The 25,573-nt window shown below is 49.5% G+C and carries 26 protein-coding genes; 25 read left to right on the top strand and 1 reads right to left on the bottom strand.

The window, feature by feature from the left end; translation table 11 throughout:
• The first annotated feature begins 133 nt into the window (after nucleotides 1–133).
• The 22 genes from ACY1JZ_RS01835 (at nucleotide 134) to groL (ending at nucleotide 22,095) form a co-directional block, all read left to right on the top strand.
• Nucleotides 134–1,141, top strand: a complete 1,008-nt coding sequence (locus tag ACY1JZ_RS01835; protein ID WP_462627816.1) for an ABC transporter substrate-binding protein — start codon at nucleotides 134–136, stop codon at nucleotides 1,139–1,141.
• A gap of 144 nt (nucleotides 1,142–1,285) precedes the next feature.
• Entirely contained in the window at nucleotides 1,286–2,290 is a 1,005-nt protein-coding gene (locus tag ACY1JZ_RS01830) for a FecCD family ABC transporter permease (protein WP_462627815.1), read from the top strand.
• Nucleotides 2,287–3,294 carry a FecCD family ABC transporter permease gene (locus tag ACY1JZ_RS01825; RefSeq protein ID WP_462627814.1) on the top strand — a complete coding sequence of 336 codons (1,008 nt, stop codon included), beginning with the start codon at nucleotides 2,287–2,289 and terminating at the stop codon, nucleotides 3,292–3,294. Before ACY1JZ_RS01830 ends, ACY1JZ_RS01825 begins: the two co-directional genes overlap by 4 nt.
• 45 nt (nucleotides 3,295–3,339) lie before the next feature.
• Nucleotides 3,340–4,941, top strand: a complete 1,602-nt coding sequence (locus tag ACY1JZ_RS01820) for a helix-turn-helix domain-containing protein (protein WP_462627813.1) — start codon at nucleotides 3,340–3,342, stop codon at nucleotides 4,939–4,941.
• A 198-nt stretch (nucleotides 4,942–5,139) separates the two neighbouring features.
• Complete coding sequence (locus tag ACY1JZ_RS01815; RefSeq protein ID WP_462627812.1) at nucleotides 5,140–5,745, top strand: TetR/AcrR family transcriptional regulator; 606 nt, start codon at nucleotides 5,140–5,142, stop codon at nucleotides 5,743–5,745.
• 23 nt (nucleotides 5,746–5,768) lie between these two features.
• Nucleotides 5,769–6,521: a hypothetical protein gene (locus tag ACY1JZ_RS01810; protein WP_462627811.1), complete on the top strand. Its 753-nt coding sequence runs from the start codon at nucleotides 5,769–5,771 to the stop codon at nucleotides 6,519–6,521.
• Between the two features lie 43 nt (nucleotides 6,522–6,564).
• Nucleotides 6,565–8,094: a hypothetical protein gene (locus ACY1JZ_RS01805; protein ID WP_462627810.1), complete on the top strand. Its 1,530-nt coding sequence runs from the start codon at nucleotides 6,565–6,567 to the stop codon at nucleotides 8,092–8,094.
• 146 nt (nucleotides 8,095–8,240) lie between these two features.
• Nucleotides 8,241–9,191, top strand: a complete 951-nt coding sequence (locus ACY1JZ_RS01800) for a glycosyltransferase family 2 protein (protein ID WP_462627809.1) — start codon at nucleotides 8,241–8,243, stop codon at nucleotides 9,189–9,191.
• Between the two features lie 26 nt (nucleotides 9,192–9,217).
• The gene (locus tag ACY1JZ_RS01795) at nucleotides 9,218–10,570 is read left to right on the top strand and encodes an aminotransferase family protein (protein WP_462627808.1); all 1,353 of its coding nucleotides are present in this window, start codon (nucleotides 9,218–9,220) and stop codon (nucleotides 10,568–10,570) included.
• 46 nt (nucleotides 10,571–10,616) lie between these two features.
• On the top strand, nucleotides 10,617–12,224 hold the full coding sequence (locus ACY1JZ_RS01790; RefSeq protein WP_462627807.1) for a M2 family metallopeptidase: 1,608 nt from the start codon (nucleotides 10,617–10,619) through the stop codon (nucleotides 12,222–12,224).
• Between the two features lie 275 nt (nucleotides 12,225–12,499).
• Nucleotides 12,500–13,162, top strand: a complete 663-nt coding sequence (locus tag ACY1JZ_RS01785) for a helix-turn-helix transcriptional regulator (protein ID WP_270168534.1) — start codon at nucleotides 12,500–12,502, stop codon at nucleotides 13,160–13,162.
• 14 nt (nucleotides 13,163–13,176) lie between these two features.
• Nucleotides 13,177–14,103, top strand: coding sequence for a BUD32 family EKC/KEOPS complex subunit (locus tag ACY1JZ_RS01780; RefSeq protein WP_462627806.1), 927 nt, complete (start codon nucleotides 13,177–13,179; stop codon nucleotides 14,101–14,103).
• 12 nt (nucleotides 14,104–14,115) lie between these two features.
• Nucleotides 14,116–14,475: an HAD family hydrolase gene (locus ACY1JZ_RS01775; RefSeq protein ID WP_270168536.1), complete on the top strand. Its 360-nt coding sequence runs from the start codon at nucleotides 14,116–14,118 to the stop codon at nucleotides 14,473–14,475.
• Nucleotides 14,472–15,206 carry a glycosyltransferase family 2 protein gene (locus ACY1JZ_RS01770; protein ID WP_462627805.1) on the top strand — a complete coding sequence of 245 codons (735 nt, stop codon included), beginning with the start codon at nucleotides 14,472–14,474 and terminating at the stop codon, nucleotides 15,204–15,206. The genes ACY1JZ_RS01775 and ACY1JZ_RS01770 overlap by 4 nt, the downstream gene beginning before the upstream one ends.
• Nucleotides 15,203–16,405 carry a glycosyltransferase gene (locus ACY1JZ_RS01765; protein WP_462627804.1) on the top strand — a complete coding sequence of 401 codons (1,203 nt, stop codon included), beginning with the start codon at nucleotides 15,203–15,205 and terminating at the stop codon, nucleotides 16,403–16,405. The genes ACY1JZ_RS01770 and ACY1JZ_RS01765 overlap by 4 nt, the downstream gene beginning before the upstream one ends.
• Complete coding sequence (gene acpS, locus ACY1JZ_RS01760) at nucleotides 16,402–16,836, top strand: holo-ACP synthase (protein WP_462627803.1); 435 nt, start codon at nucleotides 16,402–16,404, stop codon at nucleotides 16,834–16,836. Before ACY1JZ_RS01765 ends, acpS begins: the two co-directional genes overlap by 4 nt.
• A gap of 64 nt (nucleotides 16,837–16,900) precedes the next feature.
• Nucleotides 16,901–17,419, top strand: coding sequence for a hypothetical protein (locus ACY1JZ_RS01755; protein WP_270168540.1), 519 nt, complete (start codon nucleotides 16,901–16,903; stop codon nucleotides 17,417–17,419).
• Between the two features lie 80 nt (nucleotides 17,420–17,499).
• Nucleotides 17,500–18,672 carry an NAD(P)/FAD-dependent oxidoreductase gene (locus ACY1JZ_RS01750; protein ID WP_462627802.1) on the top strand — a complete coding sequence of 391 codons (1,173 nt, stop codon included), beginning with the start codon at nucleotides 17,500–17,502 and terminating at the stop codon, nucleotides 18,670–18,672.
• Nucleotides 18,669–19,556: an SRPBCC family protein gene (locus tag ACY1JZ_RS01745; RefSeq protein ID WP_462627801.1), complete on the top strand. Its 888-nt coding sequence runs from the start codon at nucleotides 18,669–18,671 to the stop codon at nucleotides 19,554–19,556. Before ACY1JZ_RS01750 ends, ACY1JZ_RS01745 begins: the two co-directional genes overlap by 4 nt.
• A gap of 42 nt (nucleotides 19,557–19,598) precedes the next feature.
• Nucleotides 19,599–19,967 carry a cupin domain-containing protein gene (locus tag ACY1JZ_RS01740; protein ID WP_462627800.1) on the top strand — a complete coding sequence of 123 codons (369 nt, stop codon included), beginning with the start codon at nucleotides 19,599–19,601 and terminating at the stop codon, nucleotides 19,965–19,967.
• 188 nt (nucleotides 19,968–20,155) lie between these two features.
• Entirely contained in the window at nucleotides 20,156–20,449 is a 294-nt protein-coding gene (gene groES / locus ACY1JZ_RS01735) for a co-chaperone GroES (RefSeq protein WP_462627799.1), read from the top strand.
• Between the two features lie 14 nt (nucleotides 20,450–20,463).
• Nucleotides 20,464–22,095: a chaperonin GroEL gene (gene groL, locus ACY1JZ_RS01730; protein ID WP_462627798.1), complete on the top strand. Its 1,632-nt coding sequence runs from the start codon at nucleotides 20,464–20,466 to the stop codon at nucleotides 22,093–22,095.
• 14 nt (nucleotides 22,096–22,109) lie between these two features.
• Here groL and ACY1JZ_RS01725 read toward each other — a convergent pair whose 3' ends face one another.
• Complete coding sequence (locus ACY1JZ_RS01725; protein WP_462627797.1) at nucleotides 22,110–22,361, bottom strand: hypothetical protein; 252 nt, start codon at nucleotides 22,359–22,361, stop codon at nucleotides 22,110–22,112.
• Nucleotides 22,362–22,882: 521 nt separating this feature from the next.
• Between ACY1JZ_RS01725 and ACY1JZ_RS01720 the strand changes: the two genes are divergently transcribed.
• Genes ACY1JZ_RS01720 through ACY1JZ_RS01710 form a run of 3 tightly spaced genes read left to right on the top strand, consistent with a single transcriptional unit; the run spans nucleotide 22,883 to nucleotide 25,570 of the window.
• Nucleotides 22,883–23,533 (top strand): helix-turn-helix domain-containing protein, encoded by a 651-nt coding sequence (locus ACY1JZ_RS01720; protein WP_462627796.1) that lies wholly within the window; start codon nucleotides 22,883–22,885, stop codon nucleotides 23,531–23,533.
• Nucleotides 23,533–24,411: a tetratricopeptide repeat protein gene (locus ACY1JZ_RS01715; protein ID WP_462627795.1), complete on the top strand. Its 879-nt coding sequence runs from the start codon at nucleotides 23,533–23,535 to the stop codon at nucleotides 24,409–24,411. Before ACY1JZ_RS01720 ends, ACY1JZ_RS01715 begins: the two co-directional genes overlap by 1 nt.
• Nucleotides 24,398–25,570 (top strand): beta-ketoacyl-[acyl-carrier-protein] synthase family protein, encoded by a 1,173-nt coding sequence (locus ACY1JZ_RS01710; RefSeq protein WP_270168548.1) that lies wholly within the window; start codon nucleotides 24,398–24,400, stop codon nucleotides 25,568–25,570. The genes ACY1JZ_RS01715 and ACY1JZ_RS01710 overlap by 14 nt, the downstream gene beginning before the upstream one ends.
• Nucleotides 25,571–25,573: the final 3 nt, after the last annotated feature.

Genomic DNA, 25,573 nt, shown 5'->3' with positions numbered 1-25,573 from the left:
CGACCTTCGAAAAAGTATATGAGATATGAAAATTTATGCATGGACAAAGCTAGAAAATATAGGTTAGCATAAATAATAATGATTATCAGTATTATTTATAAGTCAAACAGGGGAAAGTGGAGGTTGTACAGTCATGCAGGCAGAGAGACAGAAGCAAGGAAGAATACCCTATGCGCTGTGGGTACTAATGACGGTGCTCGTGCTGGCGCTCGCGGGCTGCGGAAATTCCGGCGGTGCAGGCACAGGAGCTACGACGACCGGAGATGCGGGAGCTGCAAACACCAAGCAAGAGGCACAGGTGGAGAAAAAGGAAGATACCCGGATGATCACGGACGCTTATGGTAAGGTAGAGGTTCCCGCTCAGCCATCCAGAATTGTAGTTCTGGACATTGGAGCTCTGGACAACCTATTGGCAATGGGCGTGAAGCCTGTGGGCGCATCATCGATTCTCGCGCCAGGCGACCCGTACCCGGGTTATCTGCAAGGAGCGGAGGGGATTGATAATGTCGGCTCTGTCAATGAACCGAATCTGGAGAGCATCGATGCCCTGAAGCCGGATCTGATTATTGGCAACAAGGACGCCCACGATGCCATATATGAGCAGTTGAAGCAGATCGCTCCCACTGTATTCGTGGAGACGCTGGGCGTCACCTGGAAGGAAAACCTGCAGCTTCATGCCGATGCAATCAACCGACAGGAAGAGGGAACGAAGCTGCTGGCCGCTTATGAACAGCGTGCTGCGGACATGAAGTCGGCTCTGGCGGCTCAGAGCGGCAAGGAGGTATCGCTGGTTCGTCCGCGTCAGGACAAAATCCAGCTCTATCTGACGGGAACGTTTGCGGGTACGATCATGAAGGATGCGGGCATTGTACGTCCAGCCGAACAGCAGGCCGATGGTTTCTCCAAGGATGTCACGGAGGAGCAGATTGCCGAGCTGGACGGGGACATCATCTTCTGGTTTAACCGTGAGCCGGACGCTTTTGCCAAGCTGGAGAAAAGTCCTCTGTGGGCAACGCTGAAGGGAGTACAGAATAAAGCCGTCTATCCGGTTGATTGGGAGTACTGGCTTAGTGGACTTGGCATTCAGGCCGTGAACAAGGTGCTGGATGATCTGGATCTATACGTCGTCCATCCTTCATAAACCGATCAAGACCGCTGAAGGTCATATGGTGTAAAATGGAAGAGGGCGCATAGCTTATCCGCAGATTGGATCGTCGATGTGACGATCCGTTTTTCTGCGTTATGGCTGATGATCAGCTTTATCTCAACAGGAGGTGGCAGGCAAGTGACGAAGAGGGCCACGAGATTTCAAGCGGCCGGTCTGGTCGTACTGTGCGGGTTGATGCTCCTGGCATTTCTGAGCAGTATCAGGTTTGGTATTGTTCAGCTTCCTTGGGGTTCGGTCATGGATGCATTCTTCTCGTTCGATGGCTCGCGCGATCATCTCATTATCCGCAGTGTAAGGCTGCCAAGAGCGATCATCGCCGTTATCGTGGGCAGTGCGCTTGCCGTGGCCGGGTGCATGATGCAGGCGATCAGCCGCAATGCCCTGGCAGGACCAGAGGTGTTCGGCATTAATTATGGCGCAGCACTGACCGCTGTGCTGGCATCCTACTATCTGGGCACCACTTCCCTGAAGCTGTTCGCCTGGTCCTCGCTGCTGGGGGCCGCCGCGGCAGGCGTTCTTGTGTTTGTGCTCAGCTCCGCAGGAAGACCCGCCATGTCACCGGTCAGACTGGTGCTTGCCGGGGCTACGTTGAATCTGCTCTTTGCTTCATTGACGCAGGGAATACTGATTATGAATGAGCAATCGCTGGACACGATGCGCTTCTGGCTTGCAGGCGCATTGACGGGCAGGGATATGGAGCTGCTGCTTCATGTTCTGCCTTATGTGATGACCGGTTTAATCGCGGCCTTTATTCTGAGTAGCCAACTGAATATATTCAAGCTGGGAGAAGAGGTTGCCCAAGGTCTCGGGCAGCGCTTGAAGCTGATCCGCATCGGCTGTATGGTCGTGATCGTGCTGCTTGCAGGCAGTGCGGTCGCCATTGCCGGGCCGATCGGCTTCATCGGCCTGGCTGTCCCTCATATGACCCGCATGCTGACAGGTGGAAACTACCGCTGGGCAGTTCCCTACTCGGCTGTGCTCGGGGCGCTGCTGCTGCTTGCGGCCGATATTGGCGCACGATATGTACTCCCCGGACAAGAGATCCCGGTCGGGGTGGTCACGGCCTTCTTCGGCGCTCCTTTCCTTATCTATCTCGTCCAGAGAAAGGAGACCTCCTCATGATTCCTGCAGCGATACTAAAGCGTGCCTCTATCGTCCTGTCGATACTGCTGCTGCTGAATGCAGGCTTGATTGTGCTGAACGTGATGCTGGGTGATCGCTCCATCCCTGCGGGAGAAGTCGTGCGGAGCCTGCTCGGAATGGGGAACCCGGAATATCATTTCACCATCTACCAGCTTCGGCTGCCGCGTGTGCTAACAGGGTTTCTCGTCGGCTGTGGACTGGCTCTGGCTGGTGCGGTGCTGCAGATAATTACCCGAAATCCGCTGGCTTCTCCGGGCGTCATTGGACTCAATGCCGGGGCGGCCGCGGCTGTTGTCACGGTCATGGTGCTGGTTCCTTCGTTTCCCATGCGCGCGATGCCGTGGATTGCCTTCTCCGGCGCTCTGCTCGTAGCTGCTGTCATCTACAGCTTGTCCTGGCGGAGGGGGGAGGAGGATTCAACCACTCGCATGCTGCTGATCGGTGTAGGCATATCCGCCATGGCGGGAGCGCTCATCACGTATTTGCTGACACTGGGTCATATTTTTCGAGTCTCGCAGGCATTCGTGTGGATGGCGGGCAGCCTGTATGGACGGACATGGGAGCATTTCTGGCCTCTGCTGCCATGGCTCGTGTTGCTGTTCCTACTATTAATATGGAAGTCCAGTGTGCTCGATCTGTTCCTGCTGAATGTCCAAACCCCGGTAGGGCTTGGGGTACGGGTTGAGACGATGCGAGCTCTGTTCATTCTAATCAGTGTAGGCTTGGCGGGCTCGGCGGTATCGATGGCAGGCACGATTGGCTTTGTCGGGTTGATGGCGCCTCACATGGCCAGGCATATGGTTGGCAGCCGCAGCCTCGTTCGATTGCCGGTGGCGGCACTGCTTGGAGGCGTTATCGTCATGCTGGCGGATCTGGTCGGCCGGCAGTTGTTCGCTCCATACGAAATTCCTGTCGGGCTGATCACTGCGCTGGTGGGAGCGCCCTACATGATCTATTTGCTGCTGGCTCGTCGTGCTATATAATGGATAGAAAAGATTGGAAGCTGATGAAGGGAGAGAGCCCTGCGCGTGTCCTCTTATGCGAACGAAGTCTATCAGATCTATCGATTATCCTCCGTGCGAAAGCGAAGATTTCCCAAGCAGAGGGGAGCTGGACAAGTCAAAATTCCTGCCTACCTGCTTTGTTTTATTGTGGAGGGTGAAGGGGTCATCCTGCTCGATGGCGCTCTACAGAAGATCAGGCCGTTTCAAATCTACCTGCTCGTGCCAGGCATGATTGTGGAATTTCCCGAACAAGGAAGTGCGTTTCAGTATTATGGCCTATGGTTTGAATCCATCCGGCTTGCGAAGATCAAGGGAGGGTATGCAGGTGTGTCTTCCCCGCCATTGTCTGGCGAGCTGTCTCCGGGGATGCTGCCCGTTCATCATCCACAGCGAATCCTGCAGTCGATCGTGCAGCTCTACCAGCTTGGCCAGCAGGAGGCGATACGGTATGCCATCAAGGGCAGGCTTCAATTCGACCGATTGATGCATGAGCTGCTGCAAAATGAACAGGCCCCGCTTGTCGAAGCAAGGGATGAACGGATTGAGCGAAGCATTGCTTACATCGAGCAGCATTACCCCGACAAACTATGCATTGAACAGTTGGCCAAGGCAGCAGGAGGCCTGTCTGCGGCTGCCTTCTCCCGTTTATTTCGTCAGGAGACCGGGATGACTCCGCTTGAGTATCTGAACAAGGTACGCATGGCTGAGGCCAAACAACGGCTAAATACAAAGGACTGTCGGGTAAAAGAGGTGGCGGCAGAGGTAGGCTTTCGTAGCGAATTTTATTTCAGCCGCATGTTTCAGCATAGGGTAGGCGTATCTCCCACACTGTATATGAAGAGGGGCAGGCTGAAGATTGCGGTGGCCTCCTCGTTAAATTTGGAGGATCACTTGAAATCGCTTGGCGTCGAGCCGGTCTGCGTCGTTGATCTGTTCTGCTACCCAGGGCAGAGTCAGGAACATTATCGGGAACGGATGGAGGGGCAACTGCAACAATTGTGCTCGTCTCGCCCGGATCTGATTATCGCGGACGACTATCATACCGAATTCCGCGATCAGCTCAAGCAGACGGCGCCTCCAGTATTTCTAGACTTCTCGGTATGGGATTGGAAGCGCAATTTTGAGCAGATTGCCGAGTTGGTTAACCGGGAGCGCGAGGCCTCCGAGATGCTGACTCGGCTATATGTGCAGAGCGAGACAACCGGGCAGGAGCTGCGCCGGATATTAGGACGGGATCGGCTCCTATTGCTGCAGGTGAACCACCGCGCCATCGGCATCCAGGGGATGAAGAATCATCCGCTGAATGAGATGGTGTACGGCGAGCTGGGGCTGAATCCGGGCGGACAGGCCCCCGCGGAGCTGTGGCGGCTGGAGCTGCAGCCCGGTTCTATGCCCGTACTAGAGACGGAGCACCTGTTCATTCACCAGCATCATGTGCTGGCTGGCAGTGGAGAACGATATGAAGAGATGACGAGCACGCCCGCATGGGCTCGCATCGAGGCCGTGTTGCGCGGCAACGTATATACGATTCCCAATTGGTTCGCGATGAGCTGGACGCCACTGGGGCGGCAGCGCATCATGAACGGGCTGCTGGGTCAATTCGGTGGCAAGAGGCGGAGCGAATGAGGCTGGGGATTATTACTAATAAATAAACAGAAAATCGCCCATTTTTTGAGGCTGGAGGTTGTCATGCCGCCAACTCGAGAAAGGGCGATTTTTTTCTGTGATACGCCATCGAACCGCGAAGAAAATTGACAAGTGACAGGTTGTCATTTATTATTTGGTGTAGTGACAGGTTGTCATTATACGTTGGAGAAGAGGTGAATGATCGTGCCCAAAGAGTTGTTTTTTACCATTGATCCAGAGAAGAGAAGTCGAATTATGGAAGCCGCCATTCACGAGTTTTCAAGCCAGATGTACGATAAAGCGTCCATCAATCAGATCATTAAGGAAGCGGATATCTCCAGAGGAAGCTTTTATCAATATTTTGAGAATAAGGACGATCTCTATTTTTTCAGTATAAAAACATTGCTTCAAGCTACCGCCTATCGATTTCTGAAGCAATTCATAGCCGCGCAACCGGAGGATATTTATGCTGTGTATCGGGCATTGTTTGCCTACAATCTCCAACTAATCTCAGGAGGGGAGTACAAGGATTTTTTCAGGAATATGTATTTTGGGATGAATTATCGTCTTCAGCAAGAGCTAAAGGCGATCTTCAGCTCGATACGGAATGAAATGCTAGAGAACCGGTTGGATGCGCTGCGTAGAAAATCCGGTTATGCGGACTCGTATTTTCAGGAGCTGATGAATATTCTGGAGCTGAATAATAGAGATTTGCTCATGATGTATATCTCGAAATCGCCGGCAGTCGAAGAGATTATGGAAATCTATGATCTGAGAATTCAAGTGATACGCACGGCGCAATAAAACGATAGGGGGTAAAGGTGAAGATGAACGCAAGAATAGGCAGAAGAAAAATGATGGTTCTGGTGGGGATCATTGCGGCAGGCATCCTGATTGGCGTTCTATATCCACTGGCAAGGGGCAATACGAAGGAGCAATTCATGAGCATCGCGCAAACCGAGATCAGCCATCCGCAGCCGCGGGCGGTGAGAGGACAGCCTTATCATGAGATCCTCGTTGTCTACCGATACTTTAACCAGATCAGAGCCGGGGTGTATAACGATATTGGAAAGACGCTGATCAGCGAGCCGGATTTTGCAGCGATGGACACCGACGCGATCAAGCAGGAGCTTGGTGCGATGGCAGTGATCAAGAACGGGCCGAGATTCTGGCTAATGGACGAGATTACCGGCTACTATAACGGAGCGGAGAGAACAATTGCTGGCTACACGATGAATCAGCCGGGTACTGTGGATTTGTCCCTCGCGGATCTAAAGAGCCGGACTCCCTACAGCATGCATAAGGTTAATCGCAAGACGACGTATACCTTCAAAAAAGGAGAAAAGGTGTATGAGCTGGTGTCCGATCAAAACGAGGTATATACGATGCAGTCGGCCTCTCTTGAGATTGACAAAAGCCTGAGTCTGACGGACTTGGATCGCCTCGGTGAAAGATTGAAGCTGCCGGATGGATGGGTCTATCGGGTACGGGTGCTGGATGAGGACGTCACCTATGACATCAATGGAACCGCTGAGCTCATTCAGGATGAGTTCCTGAACAGCTATCAGAAAAATCCGTAACCACTATGGAGGGCGAATAAGAGATGCGAGAGGGATTGAATACATGCGAAACATGAAAATGAAATATGTGGTTATATCGGCTGTGGCGCTCCTGCTGCTTATAGCCGTGGCACTGCTGCAGATCTTTTTGTACGGCAACATATTGCCTGGGCCTAGCGAGCCGGAACGGACGATTAACAAACCCAATGCGGTAAGCGAAAACCCAATGAAGCTGGGCTCCGGTTACTATGACACCACCTGGCCCAGCGAACATGCCGATCAGATAAGGTCTCACGCCGTGCTCTCGGCAGGGCTTCCCAAAGACCTCGGCACATCCAGGCTCAAGCTCCAAGTATCAAGCACCGAGCTATATATGCCGACCTGGGGGTATACAAGGGGAGACAATGACATCTTCGTCATCGGTGGAAGTCCGCAGTTTATGACCACGTTCACGGAGTCGATCAAGGAGGGCGAGGGATTATCCAAGCTCAAGCTTCTGACGTATACGGCAAAGGATATGTGGAGCAGCGATGTTGCCTATGTGGCCAAAATTAATACCGAGACCAATACAAAGTCCATACTGGAGTTGGACAAGGGGAGCACCGTCAATTATACCGGGGGCTTGCTGATGCATGCCAATGGCTATGTGTACGCCGTCTCGCAATCGGTCTTGTATCAGATCGATCCCGATCAGATGGTCATTACGAAGAGTGTGGATTTGCCCAAGGTGGGTAACAGCTTGACCAACTATTGGACTACGTATAACGGTCTTCAAGTGCTTGACAACGGGGAGCTAGTGCTCAAAGGCTTTCATCTATTAAATAACGCTAATCTGGATGGCTATCTGCTGCTGATTGACCCGGACACATTGCAAATGGATATCAAGCAAAAGGCAAGAGTCTCCTCTGCTCGATTGGCGATTAAGGATAACGACCTGTATCATGTGAATGCCGAAGAGGTGCTACGCTTTCACATCACCGATCAAGGGTTTATACGAGACGATAGCTATACCGCAAGATACCGAACGCAATCGGATCAAAGCACGCAGGCAAGCTCTCCGATGCTGCTGCCTGGCATCGACATGCTTGTCTTTGCGGACAATACTGCGCCCGGGGCCGACACACCGATGAGGCTTTATACGAAGTCCACTAAAGACGGCAACGGTAAGCTGCAGTCAGCTCACGCATTCACAACGGATAAGCCAAGCTTCAACTTCTTTATGGTTGGGGGCGATACGTTTGTGAACAATCTGGTTGTGTACTACGATCCGCTGAACAATCTCGTCTCCGCGAATAAAATACATGACGACGGCAGCATCAGCCTGCTGTGGGAAAGAGAAGGAATCAAGGCGAGTGCCTCTCCCGCCATAGCTGTAGAGAGCGGGCAGGTTTATATTGACGATTATACAAATGGCAAAGACCATTTTGTCGTTCTTGACCTTATGAGCGGCGAGGAGCTGGGAAGGGTAGAGCTCCCTGCGACCCTCCCTACCGTAGGCACCATATTCGTCGGTGAAAACAACGATGTATTCGTCCTGAGCAGTGAAGCTGGACAGAAGACAGGATATGTGAGCCGGATAACGGTTCGCCCATAGCAGCTCTGATTCTAGAGCGGCTGCAGCAGCAGAAGCATAGGCCTATTCGGGGGCCTATGCTTCTTTTTCGTCGATAGCTCGCCACGCGGCGAATTCGATGAAAAGTAAACTCATTTGTCAGTTGTGTTGAACCAATAAGCCGAGTTTTGCCCCCTCCTATTCACTATAATGACGGAAAAGAACATAAAGGAGGTGTTGGTATTCCCCCGATCACCGTCATCATCCCTGTCCATAATCAGGCCTATCCCCTGGCATTAACACTTCAGGCTTTTACGAGGCAGCTTCCCCCCTATAACCAGTACAGCATTATCGTGGTGGATGATGGCTCTGAGGATCTGATCCATTCCGTCGTTGAAGCGTATAGAGACTCCTTGGACATCCAATATGTACGAATTGCAAAAAGCGGCAGGGCGGCTGCAAGAAACGCTGGCGCCAGATGGGCGAGAGAAGGGTTGATCGTCTTTTGTGATGCCGATCGTATGCCGCGGCCAGATTTTCTGCAGAGTCACGTAGAAGCTTCCAAGCGATATGATTCTTCCATCATGATCGGCCAAGTGCGGGAGATCTACGTGACCGAACCGGAGAGGAATCGAAAAATCATCGAAGAGCGGTTAGCTAATCACGCCTTCAGTCGTATCCCTCAATATTGTCGGCTCGTTTATCAATTGTTCGACGATGCGGGGGCCTGCCAATCGGGCATTCCGTGGGTTGCCACATTTAGCGGCAATATGTCTATGCCGGTTGACTTGTTCCATAGACTGGGCGGGTTTGATGAACAGTTCCAAGAATGGGGATTCGAGCATTTTGAGTTGGGTTACAGAGCGTGCCAAGGAAGGGTTCCGTTTGTGTACGCCCAAGAGGCCATTAATGTCCATCTCGCACATCATCGCCAAGGCACGTCCTATAGAAACTACATGACCCGAAGTCATCGCTACTTTTACGAGAAGCATTCTGAGCCAGTTGTGAAGCATTTTTTGTCCTTCATGTTAGGGGAGATCAGTCTGAAACAACTGGAGGATATAGAGCAAACGGGTCAACTGATGCCACATAAGGAAGATAGCGGGCTAAAGGGCTATGTTCGAATCACCCAGATGTAGTGAATGAAGATAAAAAGAGGTGTGAAATGGAACAGAAAGTAGAAGCTACTCATGAGCAACGTTATCCTGTCCTCCATCCGTTTACGTTTATGCCGGGATATGAGGGGGAGGCGGGAGATTTGTTTCATCAGCATAATATCATGCTCCACAGGGGTTCCGGTTCCTGGGTCTATGACACAGACGAACGGCCCTATCTCTACACAACTACAGCCGTTCCGTCAGTTGGACTCGGCAATGAACAAGTTATGAACCGTATACGCCATCAGTACGAGACATTAAGCTTCGGATCGACCTGCGGGCAGACACATCCTCTGATTCAGCAGCTATCAGAGCGCCTGTTGCACATCGTAGGAGACCCATTCGGTATGGTATTTTACGGGACGGATGGTTCGGGTGCAGTCGAGACGGCGATGAGGCTTGCCCGCCAATACTTTATCGCACAAAATAAACCAGAACGGACCGCATTCATCAGCTTGGAGGGCAACTATCATGGTACAACCTACGGCACAGGAGCGGTAACGCATCTTGGTATTCAGGAATCCTTTGGCCCAGGGATGTCCCATTGTTATGCAGCACCTTTTCCGTTTGGATTTCGGCCTCCAATTGAAGGAACCCCAGATGGGGTCGTGAAGTATTGTCTGGACATGCTGGAGGAAATTATCTTTGATATTGGTTCCTATGCGGTAGCGGCTGTACTGCTAGAGCCGGTTCAGGGGGTAAACGGTATCCATCCATTACCTGTCGAATATGTCCAGGCAGTGAGGGAAATAACTGAAAAATACGGCATTCTGCTTATTATGGATGAAGTGACTACAGGCATTGGACGAACGGGGAGTTGGATTGCCTCCCATCATTATGGTGTGCAGGCTGATATGCTGACCCTGTCCAAAGGGTTGACTGGCGGCTACTTTCCCATGGGAGCTACATTAATTTCGACCTCTATTGCCCGTCAACTGTTCGGTGATGGCGGGATCTTCTTGCATGGGTCTACCCAGAGTGGACATCCGGTGGGCTGCGCCGCAGCTTTAGCCGTACTCGACCTAATAGAAGAAGGAGAGCTTCTGAACAAGACACGTGAGCATGGGGAACTCATTCTACAGTCACTGCGCAGCAATCTACAGCATCATCCCCATGTTGGTGATATTCGAGGAATGGGTCTCATGCTTGCCATCGAGTTCGTACAAGAAAAGCAGAGCAAGACACCTGTAGATTATGCATTCGGTCAGCAATTATCAAAGGCGCTGCATTCAGAGGGCATACTAGGGAATTATTTTAACAACACGCTTCTCATGTATCCCCCCCTTACAATGACTAGAGAAGAGTCACAGCAGCTCATTGATGGTGTAACCAGAGCAGTCTTGCAAGTATCTAATGACTAACGTAGTCGGGAGGAGTAGAGATGTTTAAAAAACGGGTATCCCAATCATGAATCAGAGAGTGAAGCAAGAAGCTGAACGATATTTGAAGCAGGTAAACGATACGCTCCGGCGCGACTATACATCGATGATGAATTCCCTGTGGCAGGTGATGATGACCGGAGACAAGGAATGGGCGGAGCAATGTGAGGCAGATGAGCGGAGCTATCAGGAGAAGATCGCTTCCGGGAAGCTGAAGCAAGGAGTCAAGCGATGGCTGCAACGTCTGGAGAGTATGGAGGATAGCCATACTCTTCCGCTCATTCGCCAGTTGCATGTGCTGCAAGGAGAAATAAGAGAACATGCTGACACCGCAGAACTGCGTGAACGGATGACATCATTATGGAACGAACTCCATTATATGATCATGACGTACCGTACCGAGTTTGGCGGGAATAAGTTATCCGAGCACGAGGTGCTGTCACTTCTACAGAGCTTAAAAGGCGGGGAGGAGCGCAAGCGGCTCTGGAAGAGCTATATGCAGAATGGAGAGCGGGTGGCCCCCAAGCTGCTGGAGCTCGTTCACCTTCGCAACCGTGTAGCCCAGAAGCAGGGATACGCGAACTATTTTGAGATGAAGCTGGCCATTCAAGATGTAGATCTCGCTATGCTGGAGTCTGTCATGGAACGAATTCGAGACGGACTTGACGCTTCCTATCTTGCTGCCAAACATCAGCTCGACAATGAATTAGCCGCTTTCCATGCCATACCGGTTGCTGACCTGCGTTCGTGGCACTACCACCATCCTTTCTTCCAAGAGGATATGGCTAACCATCTTCCATCCCCTGTTGATTGGGAGCAGGTATTGCCTCTAATCAAGCCATGGTTTCGAGAGCGGGGCTTCGATATTTCTCCCATCCTATCCCGTGCAGATATTACCTTGAGTTCCTCAAAAAGCCAAGCCAACTGTTGTTTAAACATCGACCGCGGCATGGACATCCGTCTATCCTGTCACCTTTCTCCAGATGAACGAGGCCTGGCTCTGTTGCTGCACGAACTAGGCCATGCCCTATATGAGCAATCTCTGGATGCGGAGCTTCCCTTTCTACTCCGACAACCTGCCCATACCTTTATGAGCGAGGGAATCGCTCTGCTCTTTGAACGAGTTGCGACATCCCCACAGCTCTACTCAAAATGGCAACATATCCCAATTACCCCCTCTTCTATACCCTCTGGAAACCGAATTCATTTGCTGATCAAAACCTACTGGATGATGACCTTAATCAAGTTTGAACAGGAGCTCTATCGAGATCCCGGGCAGTCGCTGAACTCCCTCTGGTGGGATCTGGTTGAGGATATCCAGGGTATAGCAAGACCCGATGAATGGGATTACCCCTATTGGGCCAGCAAGGCCCACTTAACTACGCTTCCCGTGTATTACTACAACTATTTATTCGGGGAAATCCTTGCTTCACAGCTTGAGCATACGTTGAATGATCAGTTCGGACAGTGGCATGGTGAGGCTTCGCTGCGTCATACTCGCAAGACACTGATGCGCCCCGGGGCACTCAAACGCTGGGATGAGCTTATCGTTGATTGTACGCAGTACAAGCTTGATCCCCGTTATTTCATCCAACAATGCAAACTAAGGGAGAGTGGCTTCGTTGACCAGGAATAATATATTCAAACGAACGATTATACCAAGACATGACAAAACGGAGAAACGTGAATCACCTAGCAGTGAGGTAAGGACGTACTTCTTATCATCGGACGAGCTGGAAAAGTATAGACAAATGCCGAAGGCTCAACACAATAAGCCGATCGTTTTTTTACAGCAGGATAAGAATTAATGTACTTCAGTATGCGTCAATATTTTCCTAGATTTGATCAATACAGGCAGATTAAATAAAAGAAACCTTTGATACGATGAAGGCAAATAGGAGTAGGAGGAGAGTGAAATTGGATACGCTTCTTGCCATAAGCCATCTATTAACCAAGGACGAATATCAGCGAATGCAGCAATTCTTTCCTCATATGTCTGTTCTAGCTGAAACCAACTTTAACCATGTGATGGAGCTTGTACAAAACAACGCCTATAAATTAATTGTGTTTCTGACCTGCGAAGATACGTTGCCTCCGACTTGGAGGTTAGACAAGCTTCAGGTGGAAAGTCCTGTGATGATCTTATTGAATATGAGCCAAGCGGATATGTATGTCTTACAATCTCTGATGGACTCTGTGGGATTAATCTCTAAACCCTCTTCTCCTCCTGAGCAGCAGGAGATACATCCCATGCTCCACAAATCGCTGGAGTTCATTGAAGAAAATCTATGTGAAAATGACCTGTCACTAGAAAAGGTGGCTGCGAGCATATATGTTAGCCGATGTCATTATTCACGTATATTTAAAACCTATCTTGGTATCGGTTTCAAGGAGTTCATCATGAATAAGCGAATCCAGAAGGCTAAGCTTATGCTTCAGGAGGGAACCTCGGTTACCGAGGTTTGCTACGCAGTCGGATATGGTGATCTGACGCATTTTGGACGGGTATTCAAACGCATGGTCGGTATTAACCCTTCTGAATATCTTAGGAATCGCAAGAGCTTATCTTCATGAAAGGATGACGAAGGGTGCAGAGCAGATTTTTTAATCACATTGTACATGATCCGGTAGCGGGTACCGTTACAAAGACAAGTCCATTAAAAAGTGCCAAGCTCGCGGATGAGATCGGTTGGTTTCTAGACCTTCCGAAGAAGTGGCATGGCTACATACCGTTAATACAGGAGTATTCATTACAAGAGCCCGTACATCTGACGATGAACTGGATTCCCCACCCGAATGTGGGCGATTTGTTTGTGAACCGGATGATGCCAGTCGAGCGCTGGAAATTGTTTTTTGGAAATCTGGAAACAATCTTTCGAAATTTCTCGGAATATCCACGTGAAATATCGAAGGATCATCTGGAGAAGATGTATATCGCTAAAACCATGCAACGCTTGTCTTCGTTTATATTGCATAATGATTGGGCGCGTAAGATCAGACAACGCGGGTTTTATCGCCTCAATGGCGTGCAGGTCATGTGCCCGCTCTATATTTTTCATAAGCATTTGAGCGATTTCCGTAAGCTGCTGGAGAGACCGCTAGCTGGAATTATTCATGGTGACTTATGCTTCTCCAATCTTTTCTATGATCTGGCTGAAGATAACGTCTATATGATAGACCCTCGTGGCCGTTTTGGAAGTAAAGGGATCTATGGTGACCAGCGCTATGATCTTGCCAAGGTACGACATAGCTTGAGTGGATATGAGCATATTGTCCGAGATGCTTTTACAATCCATGTAACGGATGAATCGATCGATATTCATATTACGCTTCACAACGAACATGAGACGCTTCGCAAGCTATGGGATCAAAGTCTGGCTGAAGGCTTGCATGAAGTGAAGATGATAGAAGCACTGCTATATTTGTCCATGCTGCCCTATCATCGAGAGCATCCTGATCGCCAGTTGGCTATGTATGCGGTAGCAACAAGACTGCTGTATGAAGCATTGGACTAGAGGAGGGGTGTCATGCGAGTGGTAGTTGATTTGGATGGTACAATCTGTGAGTTGAAGAAGGAAAATCAAAGCTATGGGGATGTGCGTCCACTCCCCGGTGCTGTCGAGACACTCTGGTCATTAAAGACGGCCGGGCATACGATTATTATCTATACCGCTCGAAATATGCGAACCTGCGGCAGCAATGTAGGAAAAGTAGTCGCGAATATCGGCAAGCTGACACTGGATTGGCTGGAGCAGTATGACGTCCCCTATGACGAGCTGGTGTTTGGCAAACCGCAAGGAGATCTATACATTGATGATTTAGGGCATCGCTTTGAAGGCTGGGAAGCCATTGCCGGGTTGTATGTGAATGGAGCTGATCGAGAGTGAACATCGTAATTCCGATGGCCGGGAAGGGGAGCCGCTTTGTACAGGCAGGATATAATCAGCCCAAAATGTTAATTGAGGCTGCTGGCCGTCCGATGCTCTATTGGGCATTGGATAGCTTGGCGCCTCATTTCTCATTAAAGGATATCACTTTCGTCTGTCTGGAGGAGCATCTGAGAGACGATGTGTTAGAAAATACGATTCGCTCGTATTGCCCGGATTCGAGAATTGTTGCTTTGCCCCGGGTGACTGACGGACAGACGGAGACGGTATTGGAAGCCCTCTCCTATATGATTCCTGGCGAACCCCTCATCATATATAACTGCGATACCTACTTGAAATCGTCCATCAGCCAAACGATCCAGAGCATGAAGGAACGTGCTGCGGGCATCATTCCGGTCTTCCGGTCGGATGACCCGGCATATAGCTATGCATTGGCTGATGAGAACGGTCTAGTTCAACGGGTTAAGGAGAAGGAGGTCATCTCTTCATGGGCGACGGCAGGGCTGTATTATTTCTCATCCGTGCGCTTATTCCACCAGGCAGCAGAACTTGCATGGTCCCGTATACGTCCTTCGTCGGAAGAGAGATATATAGCCCCACTGTATAATGAGCTGATACACCTCGGACATCAGGTTTATCTGGATTCTGCCGAAGTATGCATGCCGCTAGGAACGCCGGAGCAGTTACATGCATTTGAAATATGGTTTCGTGGAGGAGGGGAATCAGCATGACGTATCGCATTTTTATGGGGCTGAGTGGAGGCATGGGGCCTGTCATGCGTTGTATGCCTATTGCCGAGGAGTTTCGGACAAGAGGCTGTGAGGTCGCGTTCAGCATCTATGATTCGCAGGCGGCTGCCTATATCCGGGCGCAAGGCTACATGGTGCTTGACGACGATGATCCTACGATGCCTGCAAGAGAGAATATCATCGCGCCAGCGAGCATATTTTATCATCTCGATCATTATTATGCCCAAATGGGACTGCTGGATGAGACGTTTACTGAGGCTTTCTTCCGGCATCGTATCCGCATGCTGGAGCAATATCGTCCCCATCTGATTGTGGCGGACATGAGCCCCCATACACTGGTTGCCGCAGCACATCTGGGAATCCCGAGCGTGAGTATCACTCAATCCTGCTTCATCCCTGAGGGGAAGCCTCTATGTTTCTGGGTAGATGCGCCACGTAATCTCCCTAGAGTAACACCCGTCGTGAATAGGGTTCTTAGACGAATCGGGCAGCCGGCTATCACTTGTATGGAAGAGTTGAATGTTGGAACATTGAATATCATCCCTGGCATTCCAGAGACAGATCCGGTTACCGGGGAGACTGTGCGACATGTGGGACCGATTGAAACCCGTCATCCCGAGCGTGAATTATTGGGCGTGCCCGATGAGCCCTATATTCTGGTGTACCCTGGGCGTTTGCAGGATTCGTCAGGACAGTCAGGTGAACGGCTATTGGAGGCGGTGATGGAGGCGTATCATAATCGTCCAGAGCGTATCATAATCGCGAACCGTGATCGCCTTCCAGCTCATCTCGATCCATTGCGATCGGATAATATCCTGCACATCCCCTATTTCACGGACAAATGGTTGAATGGATGTCGTCTGTTTATTCATCATGGCGGTCATGGAAGCTGCTTGTCAGCGGTCATGCATGGCGTACCGTCACTCATCATTCCGACGCATACAGAGCGGGAATTCAATGCCCGTATGCTGACCGATCAAGGGGTTTGCGAATATATGATTCCAGGTACCTTTACAATAAAGCATCTCATGGATCTGGCCTCGCACATTATGGCCGACGATTATAGAGAACGAGCGCGGTTGCTTCGGAGCGAGGTGAAGCATCGTTATTACGGGGGAGCCGCTGAAGTATATAGTAGAAGTATGGCACTGATCCATACCGCAAAGGATGTGAGCACATGATCTATGGAGTCGGCCTCGATCTGCAGTATATTCCCCAAATCGAAGAATCAATACAAAGGCAGCAAGAGCTCTTCCTGAATAGAGTATATACGCAACAGGAGATTGCTTACTGCAGGAAGCATCGGAAGGCAGGGCAGCATTACGCTGCAAAATGGGCAGCCAAGGAGGCGTTCTCAAAGGCACTTGGTACGGGGATTTCTAAAGGGATAAGGCTGTTGGATATCGAGACGGTTCATCTGGAGTCAGGTCAACCTCATATTGTGTTATATAGAAGGGCGCTCGAGATCTGTGAGCAGCATAATTTGAAGGTGTTCGTCAGTATCTCCCATTCTGGCGATTATGCTGCAGCCCAGGTTGTACTTGGCTATGGACGGGATGCAATGGATAGCGTCAAAAACACGAATGGCCTGCGCACCGAAGCAGAGTGTTAGAGCAGCAGGAAGTGCGATAATAAAGATGTCCCCGGGAGACAAACAAGCAAAAGGAGGAGTTCCATTGAAACTTCTAACCCGCAAGGTCGAGATGACATTACCAAGCTCCAACAGCAAAACATTTTTCGAGCTGCTTGACGGTCGTTGTGAAGAGCTGCAGTTTTCCCAAGTGAACCCGACCCAGTTTGTGGTTGGCGACTCCGACTTCAGCCTGAAGTCAGGTGCGAAGGTCGAGCTGGAAATTATGAACGTCGATCTTGAGGCGACTTCGAAGACGCTCTGGCCGGGTCAAAAGGTTCGTGTTCGTGGCGGTCTGCACGGTCAGGGCCAGACGATTAAAGCAGTCGCATCGATTCCGATGGGCAAGAAGATGGCTGATGGCGTTCAGGCAGAATCTTTCCTGTACTGGGTCATTGAGACCCCGGAAGGTACGTTCCACAACAAACAACCGATTCATATGAAAGGTCGCATTACCGGACTTCCTCCGAAGGACGCAACCTTTTATTCTGAGGGTACGATTCCGATTTTTAATGATCAGGACGATCAGGTCGGAACTCTGTATGGCTGCCTCCAGTCTAACTAACCCGCTGTATCACTCCCCTTTAAATGGCCAAAGAAGACCATCCCCTGGTCTCTTTGGTTTCATTCGTTCGAGGTGGTTTTATGTTTGAGGTTATTATAGCAGGTGCCAGATGTGCGGGAGCTGCACTGGCAGCCTTTCTAGGACAGCGGGGCATTCGAACGTTGCTAATAGATAAATATACAGAGCCTGGCCCTACATTATCGACACATATCATTGGAGAGATTGAAGTATACGAGCGACTAGGAATTCTCCAATCCATGGAACAGTCAGGAGCTCCTCTTATTTCCCGCATGCGGGTTGATATAAATGGCGCAGTGACCGAAGCCGATTTAATGACCACTCCCCGTGTCATTGGTTTGCGGCGCGAATTGCTAGATCCCATGCTGCTAGAGGCTGCAGGGCGGTATAGTAGTGTGACGGTCAAGCTTCAAATGAGAGTTACTTCCGTGGTCCGGCAGGGTGGTCAAGTCTCCAAGCTAACATGCATGGATCATAGGGGGAGGGTTCATCACTATTACGGCAAGGTGGTTGTCGGAGCTGACGGACGGGATTCGATGGTAGCCAGGGAGCTTCAGGCCCGAATTCTTCGACAGCCCCCCAGTCCGCTTCACAGTGTATGTTATGTCTATGCATCGGGTGTCCTTCCTCAGCCGTTACCGACAATAGAGTGGTACTGGCATGAAGACGGAATTGTCATTATCAACCCGATTGATGGTGACCGACACTGTATTGCCGTCATGGTGCCAAACGATAGATTCAAGCGCTGGAGCAAATCGTTGGCAGGTTCCTTTGTACACTTCCTGAGCAGTATAAGGACACTAGCTCCTCGGATTAAAAACATACAATTCGCTGGAACCGTCCGCGGAATCCCTGCATTCCGCTCATTCATTAAAGAAGCTTACGGGGAGGGCTGGGTATTGGTTGGCGATGCCGGAGGAACCTTGCACCCCGTATCAGGGGTTGGGATCGACAATGCTGTTTGTGGAGCTGAAGCACTGGCTGCAGCATTGGATGGCTTCCTGCGAAGCAATAAACCGTGGGATGAGTCCATGGAAACCTACAAGCATACACGGGATGAACGGATCATGCCTCAATATGATCATTCCTTGAGAACATTGGCAAAGACGACCGAACAAGTATCCAATGAATCCATAGATATGATTCGTATGCTGTATACGTTTCCGAGTATGGCTAAGACCATGATTCAGCGATCAGATCATGTGTATTCATTACTGAAGGAGGAACAGGCTTGATTGACTGTCCGAAAGACCGCTCCATCAACATCATTTTGTTGGAAGCGCCGATTGATCAAGTATGGTGGTCGATTGTAACCCCTTCGGGTTCCAACAGTTACTTGACAGATCAGGTTATTACCACCGGTATCTATGATGAACCCAAGCTCAAGGATCGGTATACCCTATACTATGGCGATATTATAAATCATGCCGAGATCATGGACATTGTACATGAAGAGCGCTTCATTCTGTCCGATCGTTACGAGTCCATGGCTCCAGATGGCTCTGTACATCCGTACCATGTAAGGACGGAGTATACCATGGAGCAATATGGAGCGTTCACCCGATTAAAAATAGAAGTGATCGGTCATGAACAGGACACGTATGGACAGTGGTTTCGGGAATGTCTTGAGATGGGATGGCGACGCTCGCTTATGAATTTGAAGTCTGTACTCGAGCTCGGTATGGACCTGCGAACAGAGCTATTTAGTTATCCGCGACTTGGTGTCACGAATTGCACCGTGAATGAAGTACAACATGAAGAAACAGGGGTTGCTTCCGGCCAAGGCAATTACTTGCTCGATGTATTCCCTAATAGCCCCGCCGATCAAGCGGGATTGCAGCCTGGTGATGTGATTCTTGCGATGGATGATGTAGCCGTTCCGTATTATGCCTCTTTTGTAAGAGTAATCTCCCGATACTATGGCAAGAAGCAGCCTGTAAAGATAACCTTTGTTCGATCAGGAGAAACACATCATGTGCAAGCCGATTTTTCACTAGATCGAATGTTTACGGGGTTAATCGAAGGCACGGATGAAGGGCAACGATTAGAGCAGGAACGCAGAAAGCTGTTATCGCAGCAACGCTCGGCCTCAGGGGCATTATGGAAACGCGGGGAATAACATGTTGTTCAGCACATTAAGAAGATTGTGGGAGGTGTTCCATTGGGTACAACGACGAATCAACATTGGATTGTGCGTCAGGAAGATATGAATTGGGAATACGGAATGTATGAAAACACGGAAATGGCCTATTTGTGGGAAGAGGAGGAGACGGGTCGTACTGCATTTCTCGTTAAATGTGCTCCCGGCAGCTCGATTCCATTTCATGATCATCCAAGGCGAGAGGTGGCTTTTCTTGTAGAAGGAGAAGTTCGACTTAACGATGATGTCATGAAAGCCGGGGATTTTCTGACCGCGGTGGATATGGAGGCACATGATGTTTATACCGAAACCGGCTGTACGTTCTTTATTTTCATAGACTACAATATTCGTAAGCATAAGCTTGTTGCCATCGATCAGGAAGAAAAATAACGGTCATTTTTGTGCTAATTCAAGGCGTCTCTTGCAACTGATTATTGCAGGAGACGCCTTGTTGGCTTGTTATGCTGTTAGTCATGAAATAAAAGCTGAATGGAATGAAAGGAAAGCAGAGAAATGATACTGAAAATCCAGCAAAATAAGAAGTGTGGGGAACAACAAATCATGAAGGAGGCAACACGATGATTCAACCGATTGGCGATCGGGTTGTAATTGAACCGATCGATAAGGCAGAGCAGATGATTAACGGCATTGTACTGCCAGACTCAGCAAAAGAAAAGCCGCAGGAGGGCAAGGTCATTGCCGTGGGTAGCGGTCAACTGCATCATGGCCAGCGTGTTCCGATGGAAGTAAAGCCAGGTGAAACGGTGCTATATGCCAAATATTCGGGTACGGAAGTGAAGGTTGAAGGCAAGGAGTTGCTTGTCCTTAGAGAAAGTGATATTTTGGCGATCATCTCGCAGGTAAATGAATAGGGGGATTCGTAATCATGGCAAAAAATCTATTGTTTGGAGAAGAGGCCAGGAAAGCATTGCTTCGTGGTGTCGATGCGTTAGCCGATGCGGTCAAAGTGACATTAGGGCCGAAAGGACGCAATGTTGTTCTGGAGAAAAAGTTCGGCAGTCCGCTGATTACGAATGATGGTGTTACGATTGCTAAAGAAATAGAGCTTGAGGAACCGTTTGAAAACATGGGTGCCCAGCTTCTCAAAGAAGTAGCGACGAAGACAAATGATGTCGCAGGAGACGGAACGACGACTGCGACAGTATTGGCTCAAGCGATGGTTCGCGAAGGTCTCAAAAACGTTGCAGCAGGGGCCAACCCTATCATTATCCGAAAAGGGATTGAAAAGGCAGTGAAGCGCGCAGTGGAGCGATTGGCCGAAATATCCAAGCCAATTGAAGGGAAGCAATCCATCGCGCAGGTCGCAGCGATCTCGTCGGCCGATGAAAGTGTCGGGAAGCTGATCGCTGAGGCCATGGAGCAGGTAGGGAATGATGGCGTTATCACAGTAGAGGAGTCCAAAGGCTTTCATACTGAAATGGAAATCACAGAAGGCATGCAATTCGACCGTGGCTACATTTCCCCTTATCTGGTCACCAATCAGGACAAGATGGAAGCCGAGCTTGTTGATCCGTATATTTTGATTACAGACAAAAAGATTACGAATATTCAAGATTTACTGCCGACGCTGGAGAAGGTCGTTCAGCAAGGCAAGCCGCTTCTGCTGATTGCAGAAGATGTAGAGGGTGAAGCGTTGGCTACACTGGTCGTCAATAAGCTTCGAGGCACGTTCACATGTGTGGCTGTCAAGGCACCGGGCTTTGGCGACCGTCGCAAAGATATGCTGCAAGATATTGCGGCTCTGACAGGTGGACAAGTGATCTCCGAAGAGATCGGGCTTGACCTCAAAACGACCCGTCTGGATCAGCTAGGCCATGCGCGTTCCGTTCGTGTAACGAAGGAGAATACGATCATCGTGAATGGAACGGGCAAACGTGAGGATATTGATGCCCGCATCGGACAGATTCGTCATCATTTGGAGGAAACCACCTCGGAATTTGATAAGGAAAAGCTGCAGGAGCGGCTGGCCAAGCTGTCTGGCGGGGTAGCGGTCATTCACGTAGGAGCAGCGACGGAAACGGAAATGAAGGAGCGTAAGATGCGTATCGAAGATGCGCTGCATGCGACCCGCGCTGCTGTTGAAGAGGGGATCGTATCGGGAGGCGGTACCGCCCTTATGAATGTATATGAGTCGGTAGCCGACCTGGAAGCTAATGGGGATGAGAGCACTGGCGTTCAGATCGTCCTTCGTGCGCTTGAGGAGCCTGTACGTATCATTGCTTCCAATGCTGGCAAGGAGGGCTCTGTTATCGTTGAGCGACTCAAGAAAGAAGGGCAGGGTATCGGATATAATGCTTCTTGTGATGAATGGGTAGATATGATCGAAGCCGGCATCGTAGATCCGACGAAAGTTACGCGCTCTGCGCTGCAGTATGCCGCGTCTGTAGCCGCTATGATCCTGACAACAGAAACATTGGTTGCCGACCAGCCGGAGAAGGAAGCTCCAGCATTGCCAGGCGCCGGGGGCGGCATGGGTGGTATGGGCGGCATGATGTAAGGGAGATACCTGTTCTATAACAGCTTCAAATAAATACATAATCCCGTACCAACACCGGCACGGGATTTTCTCCTTAGCTTGCCATCAAGGTTTACATTCAACTTACTCCACATACCGATGATATGCTCCAACATGCCTGGCGATACACCGAGCGGAGCAGAACCATTCCCCATCGAATTCCCAATTTCGTTCTCCTCTATAGATTGGATTTCTACACCGATCGTTGCTGCATTCGCAAATTTCGCTAGGCTCTTCTCCGTAACCATAATCTCTCCATTGATTCGATGAAAACATTAGCTTCTCCTTTATGACCATATTTTAATTAAGCATACGGCAGTGAAGAGAATATTCGCTCCATTTATATTGTTCAATTCTCGTATTTGTTTGACTCCTCGCGATGATGGCTAGGTCGTGTCTGAACACCCGTTCAAGGGCATCTCTCCCCGCCTTTTCGCCCCATGCTGCGAAAAAGCGCTTTGCCTGGAACGAAAATTCGGCCAGATCTGTTCCGTTCAGAGTTTTCAGACACGCCCTAGACAGCACGAAGTTTTATAACGAGTAGAAGAGGGGGGGATAAAATTTCTTTATTCGTTTTTGTTCATTTATAATGATAAGTATATGATTTTTTCATTATATATGGAAAATGTAAATAAATTAATAATTACTGACAAAAATCGCAGATTATTCTTCCGGGTAGTCTGATAACATCAGAGATGGAATAATTGGAAAAAATATATGTAATGAACCTCTACATAAAAATATCGCTAAAAATAAGGAGGTAAAGCTGGTGAATATACTTGTATGCTTATATAGTGGACATGCCAAATGGCCTGTTAGTGATGAAATGGTTCATCTTGAAAAAAAAGTAGAATTGTTTCAAGAGAATAAGTTTCAAAACGTGCTCAAAAAAATACGTGAAAAGACTTATGAGTTAGTTGTATTGTTTACCTTCGAACAGGCATTTCCAACAGAATGGAACCTTAGTAATCTCAATGCACGCTGTCCATCCATTGTCTTATCAGGTGTAGATCTGAATGTACGCTCGCTGGTCTCCTTGATTGATTCCTTTGAGACAACAGTAAGGCTTCAAAAATCCAATGATTCCTTCGCTGCATCACTCCGTTACATAGAAGAGCATTTATACGACCCGGAATTATCACTTGAGAAGGCAGCCTCGCATATTTATGTTAGTCGATGCTATTATTCGAGAATTTTTCAGAAAAATGTGGGGATTGGTTTTAAGGAATATATTATTCATAAAAGAATCCGAAAGGCCATGTCGCTTCTTGAGGAAGGAAGTGCGGTTACAGAAGTATGTTATGCAGTCGGTTATAATGATTTAACCCATTTTGGAAGGGCATTCAAGAGGTTGGTTGGTGTTAATCCATCTGGATATAAAAATAATGTTGATCTTGGTTATGAGAGGGTGTTAGCTTAATGAGCAAAAAAAAGATGATCGTTCTTGTTATGATTCTTGTACTAGGAATGGGTGTCGGCGGGGGCGTGTGGTGGTGGACCAAGCCTTATGATTTACCCGCAATCAACTCAGATATAACCATGGAGCAGTATGGTTTAGTTTTCGATCGTGAGCTGAATTCGACGAAGGTCATCGAGTCTAATACTGCGGGTGACAAGCTTAGCCAGCTTAAACAGTTGATTGTCGAAGAGCCTGATAATCTGGCTTATATGAACGAGCTGCGTCTCTACATGGGGAGTCAGGAGAGGGAAAAAGACTTCATCGCTTTCCTGGACAGCTTGAACTCGTCGAATCGTAATCTGAAGCTTCAAACAGCGCTTGCCTATGTAGATCTGCTGCAAGATCCTGATCTGGGAACAGCGTCACTAGGTAAAATTTCCACTCAATCCATATCCGTACTCAATGAAATTATTGAGGAGGATCCATATGATGTATTGGCTCACTATGCGAGGGGACTTAACAATCTTTACTGGCCGCTTGGTTTACGCAGAACGGAGAAGGCAATCCAGGATCTGGCTTACTGTGTTGCTGTAGCCAAGCAGCTTGAAGGCTACCCGTCTCCGATGTGGCCGCTATTTTATGAAGCCTATGGTGATGCTCTAGTGAAGAACGGGGAAAATCAAAAGGGTATGGCGGTGTGGAAGGATGGGATGAAGAAGTACCCGGATTCTGAGGCACTGCAACGGAGAGCCAAAGCCAAGTCTGACGAGGAGGCGTTCGATATTGTCCGGCAAATTCGGGGAATTGATGTGTTCGAACGCCCCGAGCGATCCATATCAGATATTAGTATACTATGGAATAATCATGCTGCAGGAGAGTCCCAAGATGATGAGAAATGATCCCATTATTGTAACGGGAATCGGAGCGATTACCTCCATAGGAGCAAATGTAGAGAGTACATGGGAAGGTTTACTGACCGGGAGAAGTGGTGTGAAACGAATCCGATCCTTTGACGTATCTCGCCACGCCAGCCAAGTGGGATGCGAGATAGAAAATATCGAGTCTTACTTTCTACACCATCAGCCCGCGGGACGGGCAACAAGCTTGCTATTGTTAGCTACAGAGGATGCTCTGCATGATGCACGAATGACAGACAGTGAGGGGAAGAGGATCGGGATCTGCGTAGGAACGACAATGGGGGAGATTGCCCCCTTTGAGGAGGTGCTTGCAGGCAACCGGCCTAGCGGATACGGGGGAACCCGTGTGATTGGCCAATGGGTGGCGGATGAACTGAACTTGACGGGACCGCGCTGGACCATTACGAATGCTTGCGCCGCGGGCAACATCGCCATTATGCGGGCCATGGAGGAGCTATGGGCAGGTCGAGCGGATGTCATGGTTGCGGCAGGCGTAGACGCGATGTCCTGGATAGCATACACGGGATTTGGAAGTATAAGGGCATTATCTTCTGACGTGTGTCGACCTTTTGATAGGAACCGTAAAGGATTGTTGCTTGGTGAAGGGGCAGGGGTTCTTATATTGGAGAGGTACTCTACGGTTGTACAACGGGGAGGCCCTGTACGAGCGTCAATACTGGGATATGGAGCGAACTGTGATGCCCATCATATTACACAGCCCGATCCAGGTGCATACGGTTCTATTCGTGCAATGAATGCCGCATTGGAGATGGCGGGCGTCAACAGTGGCCAGATCGGTTATGTGAGTGCCCATGGTACTGGAACATTGGCGAATGACCGCATGGAATCCAAAGCGCTCAACGACGTTTTTGGAGGTGCAATCCGAACGAGCTCCATTAAGGGGCATATCGGGCATACGCTGGGCGCTGCCAGTGCGATTGAAGCGGCGATGTGTGTCAAAGTGCTCGAGACAGGGCTTCTGCCTCCGACATTGAACTTGATTTCCAAAGATCCGGATTGTCAGGTGGATGTCATTGCCGGGGAACCCGTTCAGGCAGACGTAGATTATGTACTATCCAATGCCTATGCCTTCGGAGGCATTAATACGTCTGTCATATTCGGACAGGCAAGAGAAATGTAAATA

It is taken from the genome of Paenibacillus sp. J5, from assembly GCF_054955055.1.
The sequence above is the reverse complement of the archived record's forward strand: the minus strand, read 5'-3'. Positions and strand labels throughout refer to the sequence as shown.

What these genes read in the sequence shown, in the direction of transcription:
- groL (WP_462627798.1), top strand. Translation starts at nt 20,464, where the DNA reads ATGGCAAAAAATCTATTGTTTGGAGAAGAGGCCAGGAAAGCATTGCTT.
- ACY1JZ_RS01815 (WP_462627812.1), top strand. Translation starts at nt 5,140, where the DNA reads ATGATCGTGCCCAAAGAGTTGTTTTTTACCATTGATCCAGAGAAGAGA.
- ACY1JZ_RS01710 (WP_270168548.1), top strand. Translation starts at nt 24,398, where the DNA reads ATGATGAGAAATGATCCCATTATTGTAACGGGAATCGGAGCGATTACC.
- ACY1JZ_RS01725 (WP_462627797.1), bottom strand. Translation starts at nt 22,361, where the DNA reads ATGGTTACGGAGAAGAGCCTAGCGAAATTTGCGAATGCAGCAACGATC.
- ACY1JZ_RS01790 (WP_462627807.1), top strand. Translation starts at nt 10,617, where the DNA reads ATGAATCAGAGAGTGAAGCAAGAAGCTGAACGATATTTGAAGCAGGTA.
- ACY1JZ_RS01825 (WP_462627814.1), top strand. Translation starts at nt 2,287, where the DNA reads ATGATTCCTGCAGCGATACTAAAGCGTGCCTCTATCGTCCTGTCGATA.
- ACY1JZ_RS01810 (WP_462627811.1), top strand. Translation starts at nt 5,769, where the DNA reads ATGAACGCAAGAATAGGCAGAAGAAAAATGATGGTTCTGGTGGGGATC.
- ACY1JZ_RS01715 (WP_462627795.1), top strand. Translation starts at nt 23,533, where the DNA reads ATGAGCAAAAAAAAGATGATCGTTCTTGTTATGATTCTTGTACTAGGA.
- ACY1JZ_RS01750 (WP_462627802.1), top strand. Translation starts at nt 17,500, where the DNA reads ATGTTTGAGGTTATTATAGCAGGTGCCAGATGTGCGGGAGCTGCACTG.
- acpS (WP_462627803.1), top strand. Translation starts at nt 16,402, where the DNA reads ATGATCTATGGAGTCGGCCTCGATCTGCAGTATATTCCCCAAATCGAA.
- ACY1JZ_RS01765 (WP_462627804.1), top strand. Translation starts at nt 15,203, where the DNA reads ATGACGTATCGCATTTTTATGGGGCTGAGTGGAGGCATGGGGCCTGTC.
- ACY1JZ_RS01805 (WP_462627810.1), top strand. Translation starts at nt 6,565, where the DNA reads ATGCGAAACATGAAAATGAAATATGTGGTTATATCGGCTGTGGCGCTC.
- groES (WP_462627799.1), top strand. Translation starts at nt 20,156, where the DNA reads ATGATTCAACCGATTGGCGATCGGGTTGTAATTGAACCGATCGATAAG.
- ACY1JZ_RS01775 (WP_270168536.1), top strand. Translation starts at nt 14,116, where the DNA reads ATGCGAGTGGTAGTTGATTTGGATGGTACAATCTGTGAGTTGAAGAAG.
- ACY1JZ_RS01835 (WP_462627816.1), top strand. Translation starts at nt 134, where the DNA reads ATGCAGGCAGAGAGACAGAAGCAAGGAAGAATACCCTATGCGCTGTGG.
- ACY1JZ_RS01795 (WP_462627808.1), top strand. Translation starts at nt 9,218, where the DNA reads ATGGAACAGAAAGTAGAAGCTACTCATGAGCAACGTTATCCTGTCCTC.